The following is a 17,427-nucleotide window of genomic DNA, read 5'->3' as shown; positions in this document are numbered from 1 at the left end:
TGCACCGTACGAAGCTTCGTCCCGTCAGCAGCATACTCATACCGGATACTGTTACCGTTGGCAAAGGTTACCTCATCAGGCAAATTTAAAAGATTATATCCGATTTTACTAATATCCTTGTTTAAATCTTTAGTCAGATTGCCATTTTTATCATAAGTGTATTCCGTTGTCTGGTTACTGCCGTCTTTAAATTCCGTACCATTCCCATAGACAGAGTTTGTTGCCGCATCCTTGACTGCCTGCAACCGGTTACCGTTATACGTCAAAGCCAGATGATCGATCAGCCCATAGCTACTTGCAGCCGTCTGCCCGTAACGCTTCAACCCCAGAATATTCCCCATCTTGTCATACCCCGTAACCTGCTCATTGAACCGGTCCGTATTAGCGGAAAGCGTAGTGCCTTCCCCGTAGAGGGCATCCTTCAACCTGGAAAGCCCGTCATACGTGAAACGGTACCCTCTTGGGCTGGTTTCCAATCCCGCCTTCCACGACATGCTGCTGATATTCCCATTATAGCAGGGAGTATTCCCCGTTATCGCCTCCTGATAATTGAGCGTCTGGCTGAACAACGTTCCCGTAATACTCTTCGTCCACGAACGGACGTTATACGCATACTCTGTCTTCAGCTTCGCATTCCCGTTCCTGCTGTCCGACTTCAAACGTCCCACCTCATCATAGGTGTTGTTCACCAGGGTCACCACCGCGTCATTGTCCAACTGATAGGTAGTCCTTAACAAACGTTCCCCCTGATCATAAGTATAGGTATAGACTTCCGTCCGTGTATCCGCCCCGACCGTATGCACCTTCCTGACTTGCGTAGGATTCCCCGGGAAGTCGTAGGCGGTAAATATCTTATCCTCCCCTCCCAAAGAATTGTTTCCCCGCTGCTGGATCAAACGTCCCCGCCCGTCATAATACACCACCGAGTACAGATAGCCCGATACTGCTCCGCTACTGTTCAGTTTCGCCGTCAGCGTTCCTGTGAGCAACCCTTTGACTCCCACTGTCCTGAGCTCATCATATCCCGCTACTTTTTCGTAAGCAGTAGAAGCTCCCGAAGGGATGCCATTGGAACCGACAAAGTCATAGCGGTCATAATAATTCACACTCAATACCGTCGGGGTAGCCAGGGTGACTTGGGAGGGAAGCGTATATCCTTTCAGGTCATTGGTCTGACTCGTTCCCTTGAGCCGGGTAGCCTTTACTACGATGTCCTTCAACGGGTCAGCCGTATAATCCAGTGTATTCTTGCAGGTCCCCGTCAAGACGATCCTTCCAAAAGCGTCCGGTATACTGAAGGACCATTCCCCTTTGGCCCGCTGTTCGCCGTCCTGTAGGAATACAGGACGGTCGGCGGCATCATACACCGTATAGACAGGATCGCATCCGGGAAGTTTCTTGTAAATGCAACGGTTCCGCCCGTCATATTTATAGATATAAGCATACTTTTGTATGGCTGCCACAGTCTCAATCCATGAAGCGGGAGTGGTGGTAGAAGTCAGCAAGTCCGAAGCCGCCGGAGGCAATACCATCCGCAGGTTCCCGTAGCCGTCATAGACGTAATAGGTATCGTGCATCACCTCCCCGTCCATTACGCGTGAAAGGAGTACCCGGTCCGTAGCCCGGTCCTTGAATTCCAATGTGGTGTGACCGTCCTCGTCGGTGGTCTGCGTACAGTCGAGGGTACCTGTCGCATAGTCCTGCCGGTAGGTGAGGCTGTCCGCAGAAAGGGAATAGATTCGCACGCTCAATTTAGGGTAGAAGGTCAGGTAATGCGCCAGCCCTTTTTGGTTCTGGTTGGTAAGGAACGAGGTCTGTACAGGATGTTCCTCCCAGTCCTTTCCGGGACCGAACTGCTGTCTGACCCGGTTCAGCGGGGAGTTCTCGTAGACGGGATGGCTCCAGGGGGCAGTGTCTTTGCCGTAGTAAGCGGCCGCCCGGGCTATGTCACCCACCGCGTAAGGTTCCATGTATCCGCCTCCCGAGGTATTCGCGCCTACAGGCAGGTAGCGGAAAGATTCCCGGTTAAGCCCGTCATAGGTTTGCAGGTTTACCAGGTCCTCCCCGTTAGGGGAGAGGCCATGCAGGATGTTCAGGTTGGGATTACCGAAGCGGTCGTAGTATTGGATTTCACGCCGCATCTGGTTCTCACTCAGTCCGGCAAGCCCGGAGGTCTTTACCCGCGGGGTCACGGTGATGATGTGGGGGTGTCCGGCACTGGTGTGCATGTACAGGGTGTCCCGGGACTGGGCGGAAATACCGCCGGGATACAGGGACAGGACCAGGAACGGTAGGAGGGTTCCCAATGTCCGCATATTTTTGATAGTTCGTAGCGTTTTCATAATGATTCGTTATTTTATACTGTTATTTTATACTATTTTGATTCTGTTTTTGGTTCTTGTGAAATTAAAGCGTTCATCCGGTTATCGAGGAAATCGATGACATTCGGATTATACACTGTCATGGCTGCGATCACCTGTGAATAGGTGGCATTCATTAGTTTACGTCCAATAGTAATTTCATTGGGGATACGGATGTTTCCTTATGTTGCGGATAGAGTGTGCAACTTCCAGTCATGGCGGGAGCGTCCGCCATGATAAATGGGTAATGTGATTATTTACAGGGAGTTACCTTGTTAACGAAGTCTTACGGTCTTCGACCGTTCAGCCAAGTCGTCCTTACGCTTCGTGTTGAGGAATAAACCGTACATGGCCGGAAACGGGGGAGGGCGGCACAGTCGCCGGGAAAGCTTCCGTCGGTTCGGGTGGACATTATTAAGCAAGGTATTTGCGGCAGTACGCGAATACGCCTGAATGGGCAGTGCTCCGGCTTGCCCTTTGACGGCAGGCGGCAAGGCTGGCGTTTCCTTTTTGAAGAAGGGGGACTTTGTTGTTCTATGAATAGTTAATTTGTTCATGGTATAATTATTATTAGGGTGTTTATTGTTTATAATATCTGTTTTATTTCCGACTGGTGTCACATGCCGTTACGCATAAGCCGGGGAGGAACGGTGCAGGCTACCAGAATATGGAAGCCGTATAATAAGTATTACTAACGGGACCGTAAAAAATCCGGTGGGAGCGGGATTTTTAACAGAATTTATTTCCGGGGCTGCCGGACAACTCTAAGATGCCGACGGATTATGGGTCAGGTTTCATAGGGGTTCCTCCTTTCTTAATGGCTAAAATGGTTAGCATGTTAGTATATATGACTCGTATGCCGGTTTGCGGATCACAAATCTATTTATCATGGGCACTAACCGCATACGCTATCACAATGTAAATATACTAACTATATTATGAATGTCAAATATAATATTAGTATTTTATACTATTTAACTAATAACTATTAGCTATATAATAGCATATGTAAGTATGATACGCCAATAGGTCTAAAGAGGTTATTGCCATAACAGGATGATTACTAACAGAAAAACTAACAATAGCGGATTGTCCGAAGCATGGGAATAAGATATTAAAGCCCGGACAAGATATTGGATGGCTGGGGAGGGGATATCATACTATGAAGCAGCAATTAACTACGACTGCTAAGCATGATAAAACGGTTATTTTATTGTCATTTGTCACTTTTAAGTGTTATATCCCTGATAATCAATTATAATATGGTGACAATAGAGTGGTGACAATAGGGTGACAACAGACATTTGCAGCATTTCTATTGTCACTTTCATTTTGCTGTTTAGCAACAGAACACACTGGCGGTCATGTGTTTAAGATGCTATTATAAGAATAGGGGGATTAGGGCATTTTACAGCCATTCCATGCGTTTTTGGGGAAAATCATAGCCGTGCTATCTTTGCATTGCTTGTTTTGGGGGAGCGGACAGACGTTTTGCCTCACCATTACCCTCACTCTGGAAAAGCGGAAAGAGCCGCGGAAAGAACACGGGAGAATAGGGAAGAAGAGAACCTTGAAGAAATACATGGAAACAGATTAAGGCTAAGATAACATGGATTTAGTTCATGCCGCTATTTCATTAATGGATAGCCTGGTGTCCATTAATAGAAAACTTGCTCTCTACTAATAGAAAACTTGTTCTCCATTAAGTAATAACTTTCTTTTCCTTTATGCAAAACTATAACCGCAAGCTCCGGTTATATAACTGAAGCTTTTGATTATATAATCAAAGGCTCCGGTTTCATAATCAGAACTTGCGGTTATAGTTCCTTGCCTGCAAAAACACATTTTAACGCTTGAAAGAACAGGTTTCCTTCCGGTTGGAAGGGATTTATGCAGTACAAATTTAGAAAAAAATATCGGTTTAGAAGCGGTATTTCATAAATGAAGGGTTTTATAAATCCTCGTTGGTACATATAATCAGGCACATGGCGGAAGATCTACAAAGAGATTATGACCTCTTTTGTTAAAGAATACTTTCCTTCACTGCTAGTTTATTTGAAACGTTATACTTACTTTTGCATCCACATCATACATCTATCAAAACTATGGTTCTGAATTATATCTGGATAGCTTTCTTCCTCATAGCCTTCGTGATAGCCCTTGCAAAAGTGCTGTTGCTAGGAGATACGGAGATATTTACCGCTATTATAAACTCTACGTTCGACGCCTCGAAAACTGCCTTCGAAATTTCATTGGGGTTAACCGGAGTATTAGCTCTTTGGTTGGGAATTATGAAAACCGGAGAGAATAGCGGGTTAATAACTTCATTGGTGCCAATGACAGATATACTTATTTATGGGGCAAATAAGCAGAGAAAAATCCGACAGCCGATTCATAAAATGCTTTTGCATCTTGTTGTTCCTTTAAAAGACAATTCATTACCTCTTCAAATCGTCTGGAATCAATTCTTTCGCGGATCGATCTCCAAAGCTGTATGTTCTCTTCGACTTGCATTACTCCTTGCTTGAGACTTTCGACGAATTCCTTTTCAAATGTATCACCCGATTTCATGAGATGATTCCATGGAACATAGTGAAAGCAAAGTAAATATAATTCGGGACATTGCTTTATGTCGTTAAAGTGTGTGCAATTGGTAGGGAAATACTGTGAAACATAATCCGTACCATTGAACGTTCGATTCGTTCCAATTCCTTTATTGTCTATTTTCCATTCTTTGTTAGCTCGGATATCAAATCCGGCACGATAATGACAAGCTACCTGAGTCGTCAGCCCGAGGCTATAGGGTGAATGGCTGCGGGCATAGCTGTTCCATGTCGGCATCATCATTTGTGTGATTACCCTTTCCGCGGACCTATCACAATTCCATGTTGATTTAATCCATTCAGAAGTGATTTTCTCAATAGTCTCTTTGGGATTCCACGCTAATCGTCCGAATGCAAACCAGTTTGCTTGTGCAAAATGATGACCGGTCCAGTTGTTGGAATCACCGGTATTGGCTACACCTGCCATCGCCCGGTATTTAGTAGGATAAACCTTACCCGTAATTATCTTAGCTATGTTACTGCCCGCACCTTTGCAATACGTGTCAAAGTTGAGAAACTCTTTCCACATGGGAGCTAAATAGACCAAATACGTAGATTGCCCGATATATTCCTGGGTAATTTGCAATTCAGGCATTAATGGAGTCTGTTTCATTGCCCCGAACAAAGGTTGGGCTGGCTCAACCGGCTGGAAATCCAATGCTCCGTTTTTGGCTTGCAATATCACATTATCATCGAACTTTCCGTCAAGTGGAAGAAATTCTTTATAAGAACGTTTGATGCGATCCTTATCTATTTGAGGATTATAGACAAACGTTCTCCATATCACAATACCACCATGAGGTTTTAGTGCCCGCGCCAATACATTAGCACCTTCTGCATGAGTACAATGATAATCTTGCGGTCCGGGCATGCCTTCAGAGTTTGCTTTGACGAGAAATCCTCCGAAGTCAGGAATCAGTGAATAAATCTCATCCACTTTTGCATTCCACCATTCTTGCACATTCGGATCAAGCGGATTGGCTGTATCGAGTTCTCCCACACCTCCCCATTTTTTCATAACATCAGGTGTTGATGAAGGTTTCATGGGAGCTGCAAAATTGGCAGCGAGATAAATACGTATATTATACTTTCGTAGGATATGTGCTAACGCTGATATTTTTTTCAGATAATCTCTTCGTAAGATACGTGGATCGGCATTCACATTATTCAATACGACTCCATTGATACCTATAGAGGCATTGGCACGTGCATAGTCCGTATATCTTTCATCAAGTCTTTCCGGTAATTCGTCCCATTTCCATAACGTTTTTCCGGCGTATCCCCGCTCTATATTCCCGTTGAGATCGTCCCAATGATTGAGTTGCCGATAATCTAAAGCCGGTACCTCTCTTATATTCAACCGGTCCAGCGGATATTCACATTGAATCAGCCGGATCAAATGGAACGTTCCATAAAGAAAACCAGCATCCGAATATGCTTGCAATATGATCTTGTTATTGTTATTACGAATAAGATATCCTTCCATACCCAGGCTTTTGTCTTTACAGTAACTCATTTGAATGCTGGCTCTTGTGTTACTGATGAATTGAGGAGTTATTCCCAGTGTAGCTTTTAAACTACGTTTTAATTCTTCTGCGATCACTCCGTCGTATTTGCAATGAGGCAGATTCACCTGGCTGTATAATTGGATATAAGATTCCTTCAGTGAAAGATCTTGAACAGGCTTGTAGTTTAACCAAAGTTCATATCCTGTATCTGTGTTTTGTACTGTTTGTGCTTGTCCGCGAGAATGTCCGATAGTGCACAAACAAAGTAGAATAATACCGAGATGAAAATAATAATTATTCATAATGAGTATTTTTAAGGAACAACACAAAGAAAATAAAATAGAAGAAAAATATAGGCTATTTTCTGTTCAATAAAGGACAAATCCTCTTCTTAATCATGTTTTTTTTTAAAAGAAAAGGTATAATTCTATATTTATGGTCAGTTTTTGTCCTTTATTGAATAGTTTTTTTTGTATGTTTTCTAATGTTATTCCGATTTTTGCGATATGAATTAGTCGGAATTCGTATTATAATATCCATGAATTCAAAACAATTTAAGAAAAATATAAGGACTATGATCTGAAAATTGTTTTCTTTGTATTGTCTTAAAATGAATGAAGTTATGAAAACTATGAAAACGAAGTTGAGCTTTTTGTTGTCTCTGGTCTTATTAGTGTCATGTAATCTTAAAAACACAGGGAAACAAGATGATACTGCAAGGGATACTACTTATACGAATCCGCTATTGGCTGAAGGAGGGTCTGACGCTAGTGCTCTTTATCACAATGGAAAGTATTATTATACACATGAAACAGAATCACATATTATGTTGTGGGAAACAACAGACATTACCGATCTGACTCATGCTAAATCCAAAAAGGTATGGATTCCAAAGGATCCTATGCATAGCCGGCATCTTTGGGATCCGGAAATACGGTTGATAAATGGTAAGTGGTATATATATTTTGCTGCTGACGATGGAAATACGGACAACCATCAGCTATATGTGATTGAGAATGATTCTCCCGATCCTATGGAAGGGGAGTTTCAGTTGAGAGGACCCATAGTTACTAATTCCGGATGGAATTGGGGAATTCATCCTGCTACTTTCGAGCATAAAGGAGATCTTTATTTATTGTGGTCGGGTTGGCCCAGCCGAAGAATTAATACGGAGACTCAATGTATCTATATAGCTCGGATGAAAGATCCATGGACACTCGATTCGGAAAGAGTGCTGATTTCACGGCCGGAATATGAATGGGAACGACAATGGGTAAATCCTGATGGAAGTAGGACAGCCTATCCTATTTATGTCAATGAGGCACCACAGTTCTTTCATTCGAAGGATAATAAGACGCTGATTGTATATTATGCAGCCAGTGGTTGTTGGTCACCTTTTTATTGTACGGGGATGCTTACTGCTGATGCGGATAGTGATTTGTTAAATCCAGCTTCCTGGAAGAAATCAGAGGTACCGGTATTCCAACAAGAGCCGAAAGAGCGCGTTTACGGACCGGGTAGTTTTTCATTTGTTCCTTCACCGGATAGTACCGAAGTGTATTTATTATATCATGCACGAAGTCTGCCGAATTCAGTTACAGGTGAGCCTGAAAGCCGAAACCCGAGGTTGCAAAAGATAGGATGGGACGCGAATGGTATGCCGGAATTAGGCAAACCGGTTCCTGTTGGAGTTCCATTGCCGAAACCTTCAGGTACGCCTATCAAGAAATAGGTAATATTTCTAGATGTTTCTATCATGTTTGGCAAGTGAGGACCGCTTGTCAAGGGAGGATTATAATAATTATATTACTAACATAATATTAAATTAAAACAGTGAAAAAGAATATTTTAGCAGTATGTGCTGTCGCTTTGCTTTCTACTGCGGCATTTGCGCAATGGAAACCGGCTGGTGATAAAATTAAAACAAAATGGGCGGAAGAAATCAATCCGGAAAACGTCTTGCCTGAGTATCCCCGTCCTATCATGGAACGTAGTGATTGGAAAAACCTGAACGGTTTATGGGAATATGCAATTATAGAGAGAGGTAAAACGCCGACTTCCTATGAAGGCAAAATCCTGGTACCATTTGCAGTAGAATCAAGCTTGTCGGGAGTCGCAAAGACGGTAGGAAAGAATAATGAGCTTTGGTATCAGCGGACATTTGATGTTCCGAGTGCATGGAAAGGCAAAAAGGTAATGCTGAACTTTGGAGCTGTGGATTGGAAGGCTGATATTTGGGTGAATGATATAAAAGTAGGCCAACATACAGGTGGTTTTACTCCATTCTCTTTGGATATAACTCCGGCATTAAACTCAAAAGGGGATAACAAACTTGTAGTGAAAGTTTGGGACCCGACAAGCGACGGACCTCAACCGCGTGGCAAACAGGTTACTAAACCCGAAGGTATTTGGTATACCTCTGTAACAGGTATCTGGCAAACTGTATGGATGGAACCTGTAGACGAATGTCACATCACCGATATTCGTACTGCTTCGGATATTGATCGCAAGAAGCTGACCGTAGACGTAGCTACTACCGGTGCAAACTCATCTTCTCAATTGGTTGAAGTAAAGGTGTTTGACGGCAAGCAATTGGTGGCTGTAGGCAAAGGACTGAACGGCCAGACTATTGATATACAAATGCCTGAAGATGCAAAATTGTGGAGTCCTGAATCTCCTTTCCTTTACACAATGGAAGTTGCTTTGAACTGTGGAGGTAAAGTGACAGACAAAGTAAATAGTTACACTGCTATGCGTAAATACTCTACCCGTCAGGATGAGAATGGAATTGTACGTTTGCAGTTGAATAATAAGGATGTATTCCAGTTTGGTCCCTTGGATCAAGGTTGGTGGCCTGATGGACTGTATACAGCACCTACTGATGAGGCTTTGGTTTACGACATTCAGAAAACAAAGGATTTCGGTTATAATATGATCCGTAAGCACGTGAAAGTAGAACCAGCACGTTGGTATACTCATTGCGATAAACTGGGAGTAATTGTATGGCAGGATATGCCTAGCGGCGATAAAGAACCGGAATGGCAGATGTACAACTTCTTCACAGGTAATGAATTGAAACGTACGGAAGAGTCGGAAGCATGTTATCGTAAAGAATGGAAAGAAATAATGGATTACCTTTACAATTATCCTTGTATTGGTGTTTGGGTTCCGTTTAATGAACGTTGGGGACAGTTCAAGACAGAAGAAATCTCTGAATGGACAAAGAAACATGATCCTTCTCGTTTGGTGAATCCGGCAAGTGGTGGTAACCACTTCCAATGTGGAGATATCCTTGACTTGCACCATTATCCGAACCCGGCTCTTAAATTCTATGACGCAGGTCGTGCTACAGTATTGGGAGAATATGGCGGTATCGGTATGGCTATGCCGGAACACTTATGGGTACCCGATCACAATTGGGGATATGTTAAGTTCAATTCTTCTAAAGAAGTGACAGACGAGTATGTGAAATATGCGAATCAATTATATAAACTGATTCCACGTGGTTATTCTGCAGCAGTGTATACACAGACTACAGACGTTGAAATGGAAGTAAACGGATTAATGACTTATGACCGTAAGGAAATCAAGATTGATGAACCTAGAGTAAAGGAAATTAATACCAAAATCTGTAATTCGTTAAATAAGTAAGACAAAAGTTTGTAATTGAATACTGATCTCATGGTGAAATTGAACCGTGCGGAGATTTCCGCCGGTTCAATTTCTATTTTTTTTCTTATCTTTGCCAAACTTTTAAATCAATCTTATATGATGCTTAGATCACTTTTTCTTTTAATGGCTGTAGGTTGTTCGGCAGCTTTATTCTCTCAGTCTGCACCAGACGGAGGGGCGGATACTGATAAGAAACAGTACTGTAATCCTGTAATCAATTATAGTTTACCGGATCCAACGGTTATTAAAGGTGAAGACGGTTATTTCTATCTGTATGCTACGGAAGATATCAAAAATGTCCCGATTCATCGATCAAAAAACCTTGTAGACTGGGATTTTGTAGGAACGGCTTTTACCAAAACAACTCGTCCTACATTTGAACCCAAAGGTGGAATCTGGGCTCCTGATATTAATAAAATAGGTAACCGCTATGTGCTATATTATTCCATGTCAGTTTGGGGTGGAGAATGGACATGCGGTGTTGGTGTCGCTGTTGCCAATCAACCGGAAGGTCCTTTTATTGATCATGGCAAAATGTTCCGAAGCAATGAGATCAAGATACAAAATTGTATCGACCCTTTTTACATAGAAGATAATGGTAAGAAATATCTTTTCTGGGGTAGTTTTCATGGAATATATGGTACGGAGTTGACAGAAGACGGGCTTGCTTTGAAAGAAGACGCTCCAATCTTGCAAATTGCCGGTAATGCCTACGAAGGCACTTATATTCACAAACGGGACGGATATTATTATTTGTTTGCTTCTATCGGTAGCTGTTGTGAGGGATTGAAGAGTACTTATACAACGGTTGTAGGACGTTCGGAAAGCTTGTTTGGACCTTATGTGGATAAGAGCGGTCGTCCGATGCTGGAGAACAACCATGAAATCCTGATTGGGAAGAATGATGCGTTTGTAGGAAACGGCCATAACTCAGAAATTGTTTCAGATAAGAAGGGTGCAGACTGGATATTTTATCATGCAGTCAGTACGGCCAATCCGTCGGGACGAGTCCTGATGTTAGATCGTATTTATTGGCAAGATGGCTGGCCGTATGTACAAGGGGCTACTCCATCATTGAAGGCTGATAAGCCGGAGTTTTAAAGGACACATTTAATATTGTATAGTAGATTTCCCCTTATTTGCAGTTGCAGATAAGGGGATTTTTGTGTCATATACTTGTCATAATGCAATATAAAAGGCGTTTTGACTAGTTTTTATCCTTTATTGAATAGAGATTTGTATTAACTTTCCTTATTTTCTGCAATCTTTGTAACTGGAAAAATATTCTAATATTCAGTTATCATGAAAAACAAGACTCTCTTGGCCCTAATTTTACTGCTGGCAGTATCTACGACAATGACCGGAATGGAAGTTCCGGGAAAAACACAGCACAAGCCATTTGCGTATACGAATGATGATGTATGGGCTGCATACGAAGGATTCAACCGGACATTGCTTGATCCTGTCAAATATATCTATAAGACCAATTCTTCTGATAAAAGTGCAAAAGATCGTTTCAACGGTGCGGCAGCTATCTGGTGCCAACCTACCTATTGGGATATGGCAATGAATGCCTATAAATTAGCCAAAGCTCAAAACGATAAGCAAAAGACTGCTTACTACAAAGAGCTTTGTGATAAGATATATGCAGGAAATAAAGCTCAGTACGCTCATTTCGATTTTGATGATAATAATGAAAATACCGGATGGTTTATTTATGATGATATCATGTGGTGGACCATTACTTTGGCACGTGCTTACGAATTGTTTGGAGTAGAGGACTACCTCCGATTCTCGGAAGAGAGCTTTAGTCGTGTGTGGTACGGATCAAAGAAAGTAGGAGATACCGGTTCGTATGACAAAGTAAATGGCGGAATGTTCTGGCAATGGCAACCGATACGGAATCCGAAACCCAATCAACCGAATGATGGTAAAATGGCATGTATCAACTTCCCGGTGGTGGTAGCTGCACTTACTCTTTATAATAATGTGCCGAAACGGAGAAAGGAATCTGCTGAAGAGGCACCCAAATATCAGACTAAAGCACAATATCTGGCTAAAGGGAAAGAAATTTATGAATGGGGTGTAGAGAACCTGCTGGATAAGAAAACCGGAAAGGTGGCCGATAGCCGTCATGGTAAAGGCACTCCGGCATGGAAAGCACATATTTATAATCAGGCTACTTTCATTGGAGCATCCGTTTTACTCTATAAAGCTACCGGGAAAAAAAGTTATTTGAATAATGCTATACTTGCAGCCGACTATTCTGTAAAGGAAATGTCTGCCGAACATAACCTGTTACCTTTCGAGAAGGGAATTGAGCAAGGTATTTACACTGCTATTTTCGCTCAATATATGGCAATGCTAGTATACGACTGCGGTCAGAATCAATATCTCCCATTCCTGAAGCATAATATTGAAGTAGGTTGGGCAAATAGAGATAAAACACGTAATGTTTGTGGAGGCGAATATTGGAAAGTGCTGCCGGACGGAGCAGATATCGACAGTTATTCTGCTTCCGGAATACCTGCGTTAATGCTTTTATTCCCGGCAGATAAATAACCAGATAATTTTCGACTCTAATACCATATACTATCATGAATAATATACGACTACTGCTGGTTTCTTGTTTTTTATTAATCTGTTGTCATTCAATCAATGCACAAAAGGTAAAAGACAGAGAGACTAAAACTGTCTTCCAAACAGCTGATCCTTGGAAACCGGAAACAGATGTGCGTGCTGACGCAGCAATCGTATATGGTACATCGGATAGACCAGGTGTTACCTTCGAACAGCGGGTGCAATCGTGGAAAAATAAAGGTTACCAAACACAGTTTATGACTGGCGTAGCGTGGGGAAATTACCAGGACTATTTTCTTGGAAAATGGGATGGGATTAATGACCATCTGAAAGAAGGACAAAGAGATCGTAACGGAGATGAAATTGCCCATGGACATCTGGTGCCCTACATTGTCCCTACCGAAAGTTTTATCCGTTACATGCAAGAAATGCAGATAAAACGTGTGATTGATGCAGGAATCACTTCTATTTTTCTGGAAGAACCGGAATTCTGGATGCGTGGCGGATATAGCGAAGCTTTCAAGTCGGAGTGGCAGAAATATTATGATTTTCCATGGAGGGACCAGCAAGAATCTCCCGAAAACACATATCTCTCCAATAAATTGAAATACCATCTGTATTACAATGCATTGGATAAGATATTTTCCTATGCCAAAGAATACGGAAAATTGAAGGGATTGGATATCAAATGTTATGTGCCTACCCACTCATTAATCAATTATACTTCCTGGCAGATTGTAAGTCCTGAAGCTAGCTTGGCTTCATTGGACTGTGTTGATGGTTATATTGCACAAGTCTGGACGGGTACTGCACGTGAATCCAATTTCTATGATGGCGTAAGAAAAGAAAGGGTATTTGAAAATGCCTTTCTGGAATATGGCTGCATGAAGTCCATGACTGCTCCTTTAAAGCGGAAAATGTACTTTCTGACGGACCCGATAGAAGATTTCCCAAGAGACTGGCAAGATTTTAAACGTAATTATCAGGCTACTTTTTCTGCACAACTTATGTATCCGATGATTGATACGTATGAAGTTATGCCTTGGCCCGACCGTATTTACCTGGGATTGTATCAGGTAGCCGGAACAGACCGGAAAGAACGTATTCCGCGTTCATATTCCACCCAGATGCAAATCATGATTAATACATTGAATGATATCCGTACTTCTGAAAAAAAGATTAGCGGTACACATGGTATTGGTGTATTGATGGCTAACTCATTGATGTTCCAGCGTTTTCCTACTCACCACGGATACGATGATCCTCAGTTCTCCAGTTTCTACGGACAAACATTTCCCTTGTTGAAAAGAGGGGTTCCGGTAGAGCTGGTACATATCGAAAACACTCCGTTTAAAGAGACCTTCAAAGGACTTGAAGTATTGGTGATGTCCTACTCGAATATGAAACCGATGAGCCCCGAGTACCATACTTATCTGGCAGATTGGGTAAAGAAAGGTGGAGTCTTAGTTTATTGTGGAGAAGATATCGATCCTTATCAATCCGTACTGGAATGGTGGAATACAGAAGGCAATCATTATAAATCCCCTTCAGAACACCTGTTCGAGAAGATGAATTTATCCCAGAATCCTACAGACGGAACTTATCGCTATGGTAAAGGAAGAGTCATTGTCATGCGTGAAGATCCTAAACATTTTGTGTTGAAAGCCGGAAATGACCGGAAATATTTTGAAACCATTTCATCTGCTTATCAGAAAAAGACCGGCAAAGCGATCGAGACAAAAAACAGTTTCTTAGTAGAAAGAGGTGTCTATACTATTGCGGCTGTTATGGATGAAAGCGTTTCAAACGAGCCTTTGACATTGTCCGGATTATATATCGATCTGTTTGATAAAGATTTGCCGGTACTGACAAAGAAACAGATTCAACCTGGCGAGCAGGGATACCTGTATGATTTAAATAAAGTGTCCGGCAAAGTCAAAGCAAAAGTTCTTTGCGGTGCTTCCCGTATTTATGATGAGAAAGTAGGAAAGCAGAACTATTCATTTGTGGCGAAAAGTCCGTTGGAAACAACCAATGTGTCGAGGGTTCTGCTGCCAAGCAAACCTAAAACCGTAAAGGTGAACGGGAAGTCGGAGCAAGGCGAATGGGATGAAACTTCGAAAACACTGCTACTAAGCTTTGAAAATGATCCGAATGGAGTAAATGTATCAATTGAGTGGTAAATAGAATCTATAAAATAGAAATGAATATTATGAGACAAAAACTAACGATGCTGTTGCTGGGAGCAGCTTCTGTACTTTCTAGCTGTAGCACCCAGATTGAACGGCATGAGAAAAATGAGTTGCGTGCTCCGGCTTATCCGCTGGTAACGATAGATCCTTATACCAGTGCTTGGTCTTTTACAGACAATTTGTATGACGGCTCTGTAAAACATTGGACAGGAAAAGATTTCCCTTTAATAGGTGTAGCCAAAGTAGACGGGCAATTATACCGCTTCCTGGGAATGGAAGAACTGGAATTGAGACCTTTGGTGAAAACATCTGAACAGGGTACTTGGACAGGAAAATATACCATTGAGAAACCGGCTGACGGATGGCAGAATGCTGATTTCGATGATAGCGCATGGAAAGAAGGAGAAGGTGCATTCGGGACAAAAGAGAACGAAACCGCAGCAAAGACACAATGGGGAGAAGAGTTTATCTGGGTACGTCGTGTAGCGGATATTCAGGAAGACTTGACTGGAAAAAATGTATACCTGGAATATTCTCACGACGACGATGTGATTATTTATATTAATGGAATCAAGGTTGTTGATACAGGAAATGCTTGTAAGAAGCATGTACAAGTAAAATTGTCGGATGAAGTGATTGCTTCTTTGAAGAAAGGTGATAATCTGATTGCCGCTTATTGCAACAACCGCGGAGCAAATGGATTGTTGGACTTCGGATTGTTGGTAGAGTTGGATGATAGCCGGTATTTCGGTCAGACAGCTACACAGACATCTGTCGATGTGCAACCTATGCAGACTTATTACACCTTTACTTGTGGCCCGGTGGATTTGGACCTGACATTTACTGCTCCTATGTTTATGGATAATCTGGACCTGATGACGCGCCCGGTTAATTATATCTCTTACGAAGTAGCTTCTAACGACGGAAAGAAGCATGAAGTAGAAATCTATTTTGAAGTTTCTCCTCAATGGGCACTCGACTTGCCTCACCAGGAATCTGTAGCCGACAGCTTTACAGAAGGTGACTTGTTATTCTTGCGTACCGGAAGCCGTAATCAGGAAATACTGAAAAAGAAAGGTGATGATGTACGTATTGATTGGGGACATTTCTATCTGGCTGCCGAAAAAGAAAATAGTACTTATGCTATCGGAGACGGTAAAAAACTGCGTAAGAGTTTTACTGAGAATAAGTTGGAAGCACCTTCGTCAGAAGGTTATGATAAACTGGCTTTGGTACGTTCATTGGGTGAAACCAATAAAGCTAGCGGTCACCTGTTGATTGGATATGACGATATTTATTCAATCCAATATTTCGGAGAGAACTTGCGTCCCTATTGGAATCGCACTGGTAATGAAACAATCGTTTCACAATTCCAGAAAGCTGAAAAAGAATATGACACACAGATGAAGAATTGTGCGGCATTCGATAAGAAACTGATGCAAGAAGCTACTGAAGCCGGTGGACGTAAATATGCTGAACTTTGTGCTTTGGCTTATCGCCAGGCTCTTGCGGCTCATAAATTAGTAGAAGCTCCGAATGGTGACTTGGTATTCCTATCTAAAGAGAACTTTAGTAACGGTTCTATCGGAACAGTCGATTTGACTTATCCTGGAGCTCCATTGCTTTTGCTCTACAATCCGGAACTGGTGAAAGCTACTATGAATCATATTTTCTATTATAGTGAAAGTGGAAAATGGACAAAACCGTTTGCTGCTCATGATGTAGGTACTTATCCGATGGCTAACGGTCAGACTTATGGTGGAGATATGCCGATTGAAGAATCTGGTAATATGGTGGTTTTGGCTGCTGCTATTGCCGCTATGGAAGGAAATGCCGAGTATGCAAAGAAACATTGGGAAACTTTGACAACATGGACAGACTATCTGGTTGAATATGGCTTGGACCCTGAAAACCAACTTTGTACGGACGACTTTGCCGGACACTTTGCACACAATGCCAATCTTTCTATTAAAGCAATTATGGGTGTTGCTTCATATGGCTATCTGGCAGACATGTTAGGAAAGAAAGATGTTGCAGAGAAATATACTCAGAAAGCAAAAGATATGGCTGTTGAATGGGAGAAAATGGCAAATGACGGTGACCACTATCGTCTGACCTTTGACAAACCGGGAACATGGAGCCAGAAATATAACCTTGTTTGGGATAAACTGCTGAATTTGCAGATTTTCCCGGCAAAGATTGCTGAAACAGAAATTCCTTACTATCTGACAAAACAGAATAAATACGGTCTTCCGTTGGATAACCGTGAAACATATACCAAGACAGACTGGATTATGTGGACAGCTACCTTGGCTAACGATAAGGCAACTTTCGAAAAGTTCATTGATCCTGTATACTTGTTCATGAACGAAACACCGAATCGTGTTCCGATGTCTGACTGGGTATTTACAGATGCTCCTAACCAAAGAGGTTTCCAGGCTCGTTCTGTAGTTGGAGGATATTTCATTAAAATGCTTGAAGGTAAACTAAATAACTCAAACAAATAATAAAT

Annotated in this window: 8 protein-coding genes and 1 pseudogene; 7 read left to right on the top strand and 2 right to left on the bottom strand. The window is 42.1% G+C overall.

Annotated elements, in window-relative coordinates; translation table 11 throughout:
• Positions 1-2,342, bottom strand: a 2,342-nt coding sequence (locus CZ225_RS23775; protein ID WP_234983115.1) for a DUF6443 domain-containing protein, incomplete at its 3' end; no start/stop codon positions are given.
• A 2,123-nt stretch (positions 2,343-4,465) separates the two neighbouring features.
• Between CZ225_RS23775 and CZ225_RS22265 the strand changes: the two are divergent.
• Positions 4,466-4,690: pseudogene (locus CZ225_RS22265) on the top strand (hypothetical protein); the annotation flags it as partial.
• Between the two features lie 19 nt (positions 4,691-4,709).
• Here CZ225_RS22265 and CZ225_RS22260 read toward each other — a convergent pair.
• The gene (locus CZ225_RS22260) at positions 4,710-6,773 is read right to left on the bottom strand and encodes an alpha-glucuronidase family glycosyl hydrolase (protein ID WP_077155554.1); all 2,064 of its coding nucleotides are present in this window, start codon (positions 6,771-6,773) and stop codon (positions 4,710-4,712) included.
• 329 nt (positions 6,774-7,102) lie between these two features.
• Here CZ225_RS22260 and CZ225_RS22255 point away from each other — a divergent pair, with 329 nt between their 5' ends.
• The 6 genes from CZ225_RS22255 (at position 7,103) to CZ225_RS22230 (ending at position 17,422) form a co-directional block, all read left to right on the top strand.
• The gene (locus CZ225_RS22255) at positions 7,103-8,203 is read left to right on the top strand and encodes a glycoside hydrolase family 43 protein (RefSeq protein WP_077155955.1); all 1,101 of its coding nucleotides are present in this window, start codon (positions 7,103-7,105) and stop codon (positions 8,201-8,203) included.
• A gap of 101 nt (positions 8,204-8,304) precedes the next feature.
• Entirely contained in the window at positions 8,305-10,122 is a 1,818-nt protein-coding gene (locus CZ225_RS22250) for a glycoside hydrolase family 2 protein (RefSeq protein WP_077155553.1), read from the top strand.
• 144 nt (positions 10,123-10,266) lie between these two features.
• Positions 10,267-11,244, top strand: a complete 978-nt coding sequence (locus tag CZ225_RS22245; protein ID WP_392387508.1) for a family 43 glycosylhydrolase — start codon at positions 10,267-10,269, stop codon at positions 11,242-11,244.
• Positions 11,245-11,445: 201 nt separating this feature from the next.
• Entirely contained in the window at positions 11,446-12,705 is a 1,260-nt protein-coding gene (locus CZ225_RS22240; RefSeq protein WP_077155552.1) for a glycoside hydrolase family 76 protein, read from the top strand.
• A gap of 35 nt (positions 12,706-12,740) precedes the next feature.
• Complete coding sequence (locus CZ225_RS22235) at positions 12,741-14,906, top strand: hypothetical protein (RefSeq protein ID WP_077155551.1); 2,166 nt, start codon at positions 12,741-12,743, stop codon at positions 14,904-14,906.
• 29 nt (positions 14,907-14,935) lie between these two features.
• The gene (locus CZ225_RS22230; RefSeq protein WP_077155953.1) at positions 14,936-17,422 is read left to right on the top strand and encodes a glutaminase domain-containing protein; all 2,487 of its coding nucleotides are present in this window, start codon (positions 14,936-14,938) and stop codon (positions 17,420-17,422) included.
• Positions 17,423-17,427: the final 5 nt, after the last annotated feature.

Source organism: Bacteroides bouchesdurhonensis (assembly GCF_900155865.1).
In the GTDB taxonomy this organism is placed as follows: domain Bacteria; phylum Bacteroidota; class Bacteroidia; order Bacteroidales; family Bacteroidaceae; genus Bacteroides; species Bacteroides bouchesdurhonensis.
The sequence above is the reverse complement of the archived record's forward strand: the minus strand, read 5'-3'. Positions and strand labels throughout refer to the sequence as shown.

Bases quoted from the DNA above. Each gene is read 5' to 3' on its own strand.
- CZ225_RS22235 (WP_077155551.1), top strand. From the start codon at position 12,741: ATGAATAATATACGACTACTGCTGGTTTCTTGTTTTTTATTAATCTGT.
- CZ225_RS22255 (WP_077155955.1), top strand. From the start codon at position 7,103: ATGAAAACGAAGTTGAGCTTTTTGTTGTCTCTGGTCTTATTAGTGTCA.
- CZ225_RS22245 (WP_392387508.1), top strand. From the start codon at position 10,267: ATGGCTGTAGGTTGTTCGGCAGCTTTATTCTCTCAGTCTGCACCAGAC.
- CZ225_RS22240 (WP_077155552.1), top strand. From the start codon at position 11,446: ATGAAAAACAAGACTCTCTTGGCCCTAATTTTACTGCTGGCAGTATCT.
- CZ225_RS22260 (WP_077155554.1), bottom strand. From the start codon at position 6,773: ATGAATAATTATTATTTTCATCTCGGTATTATTCTACTTTGTTTGTGC.
- CZ225_RS22230 (WP_077155953.1), top strand. From the start codon at position 14,936: ATGAGACAAAAACTAACGATGCTGTTGCTGGGAGCAGCTTCTGTACTT.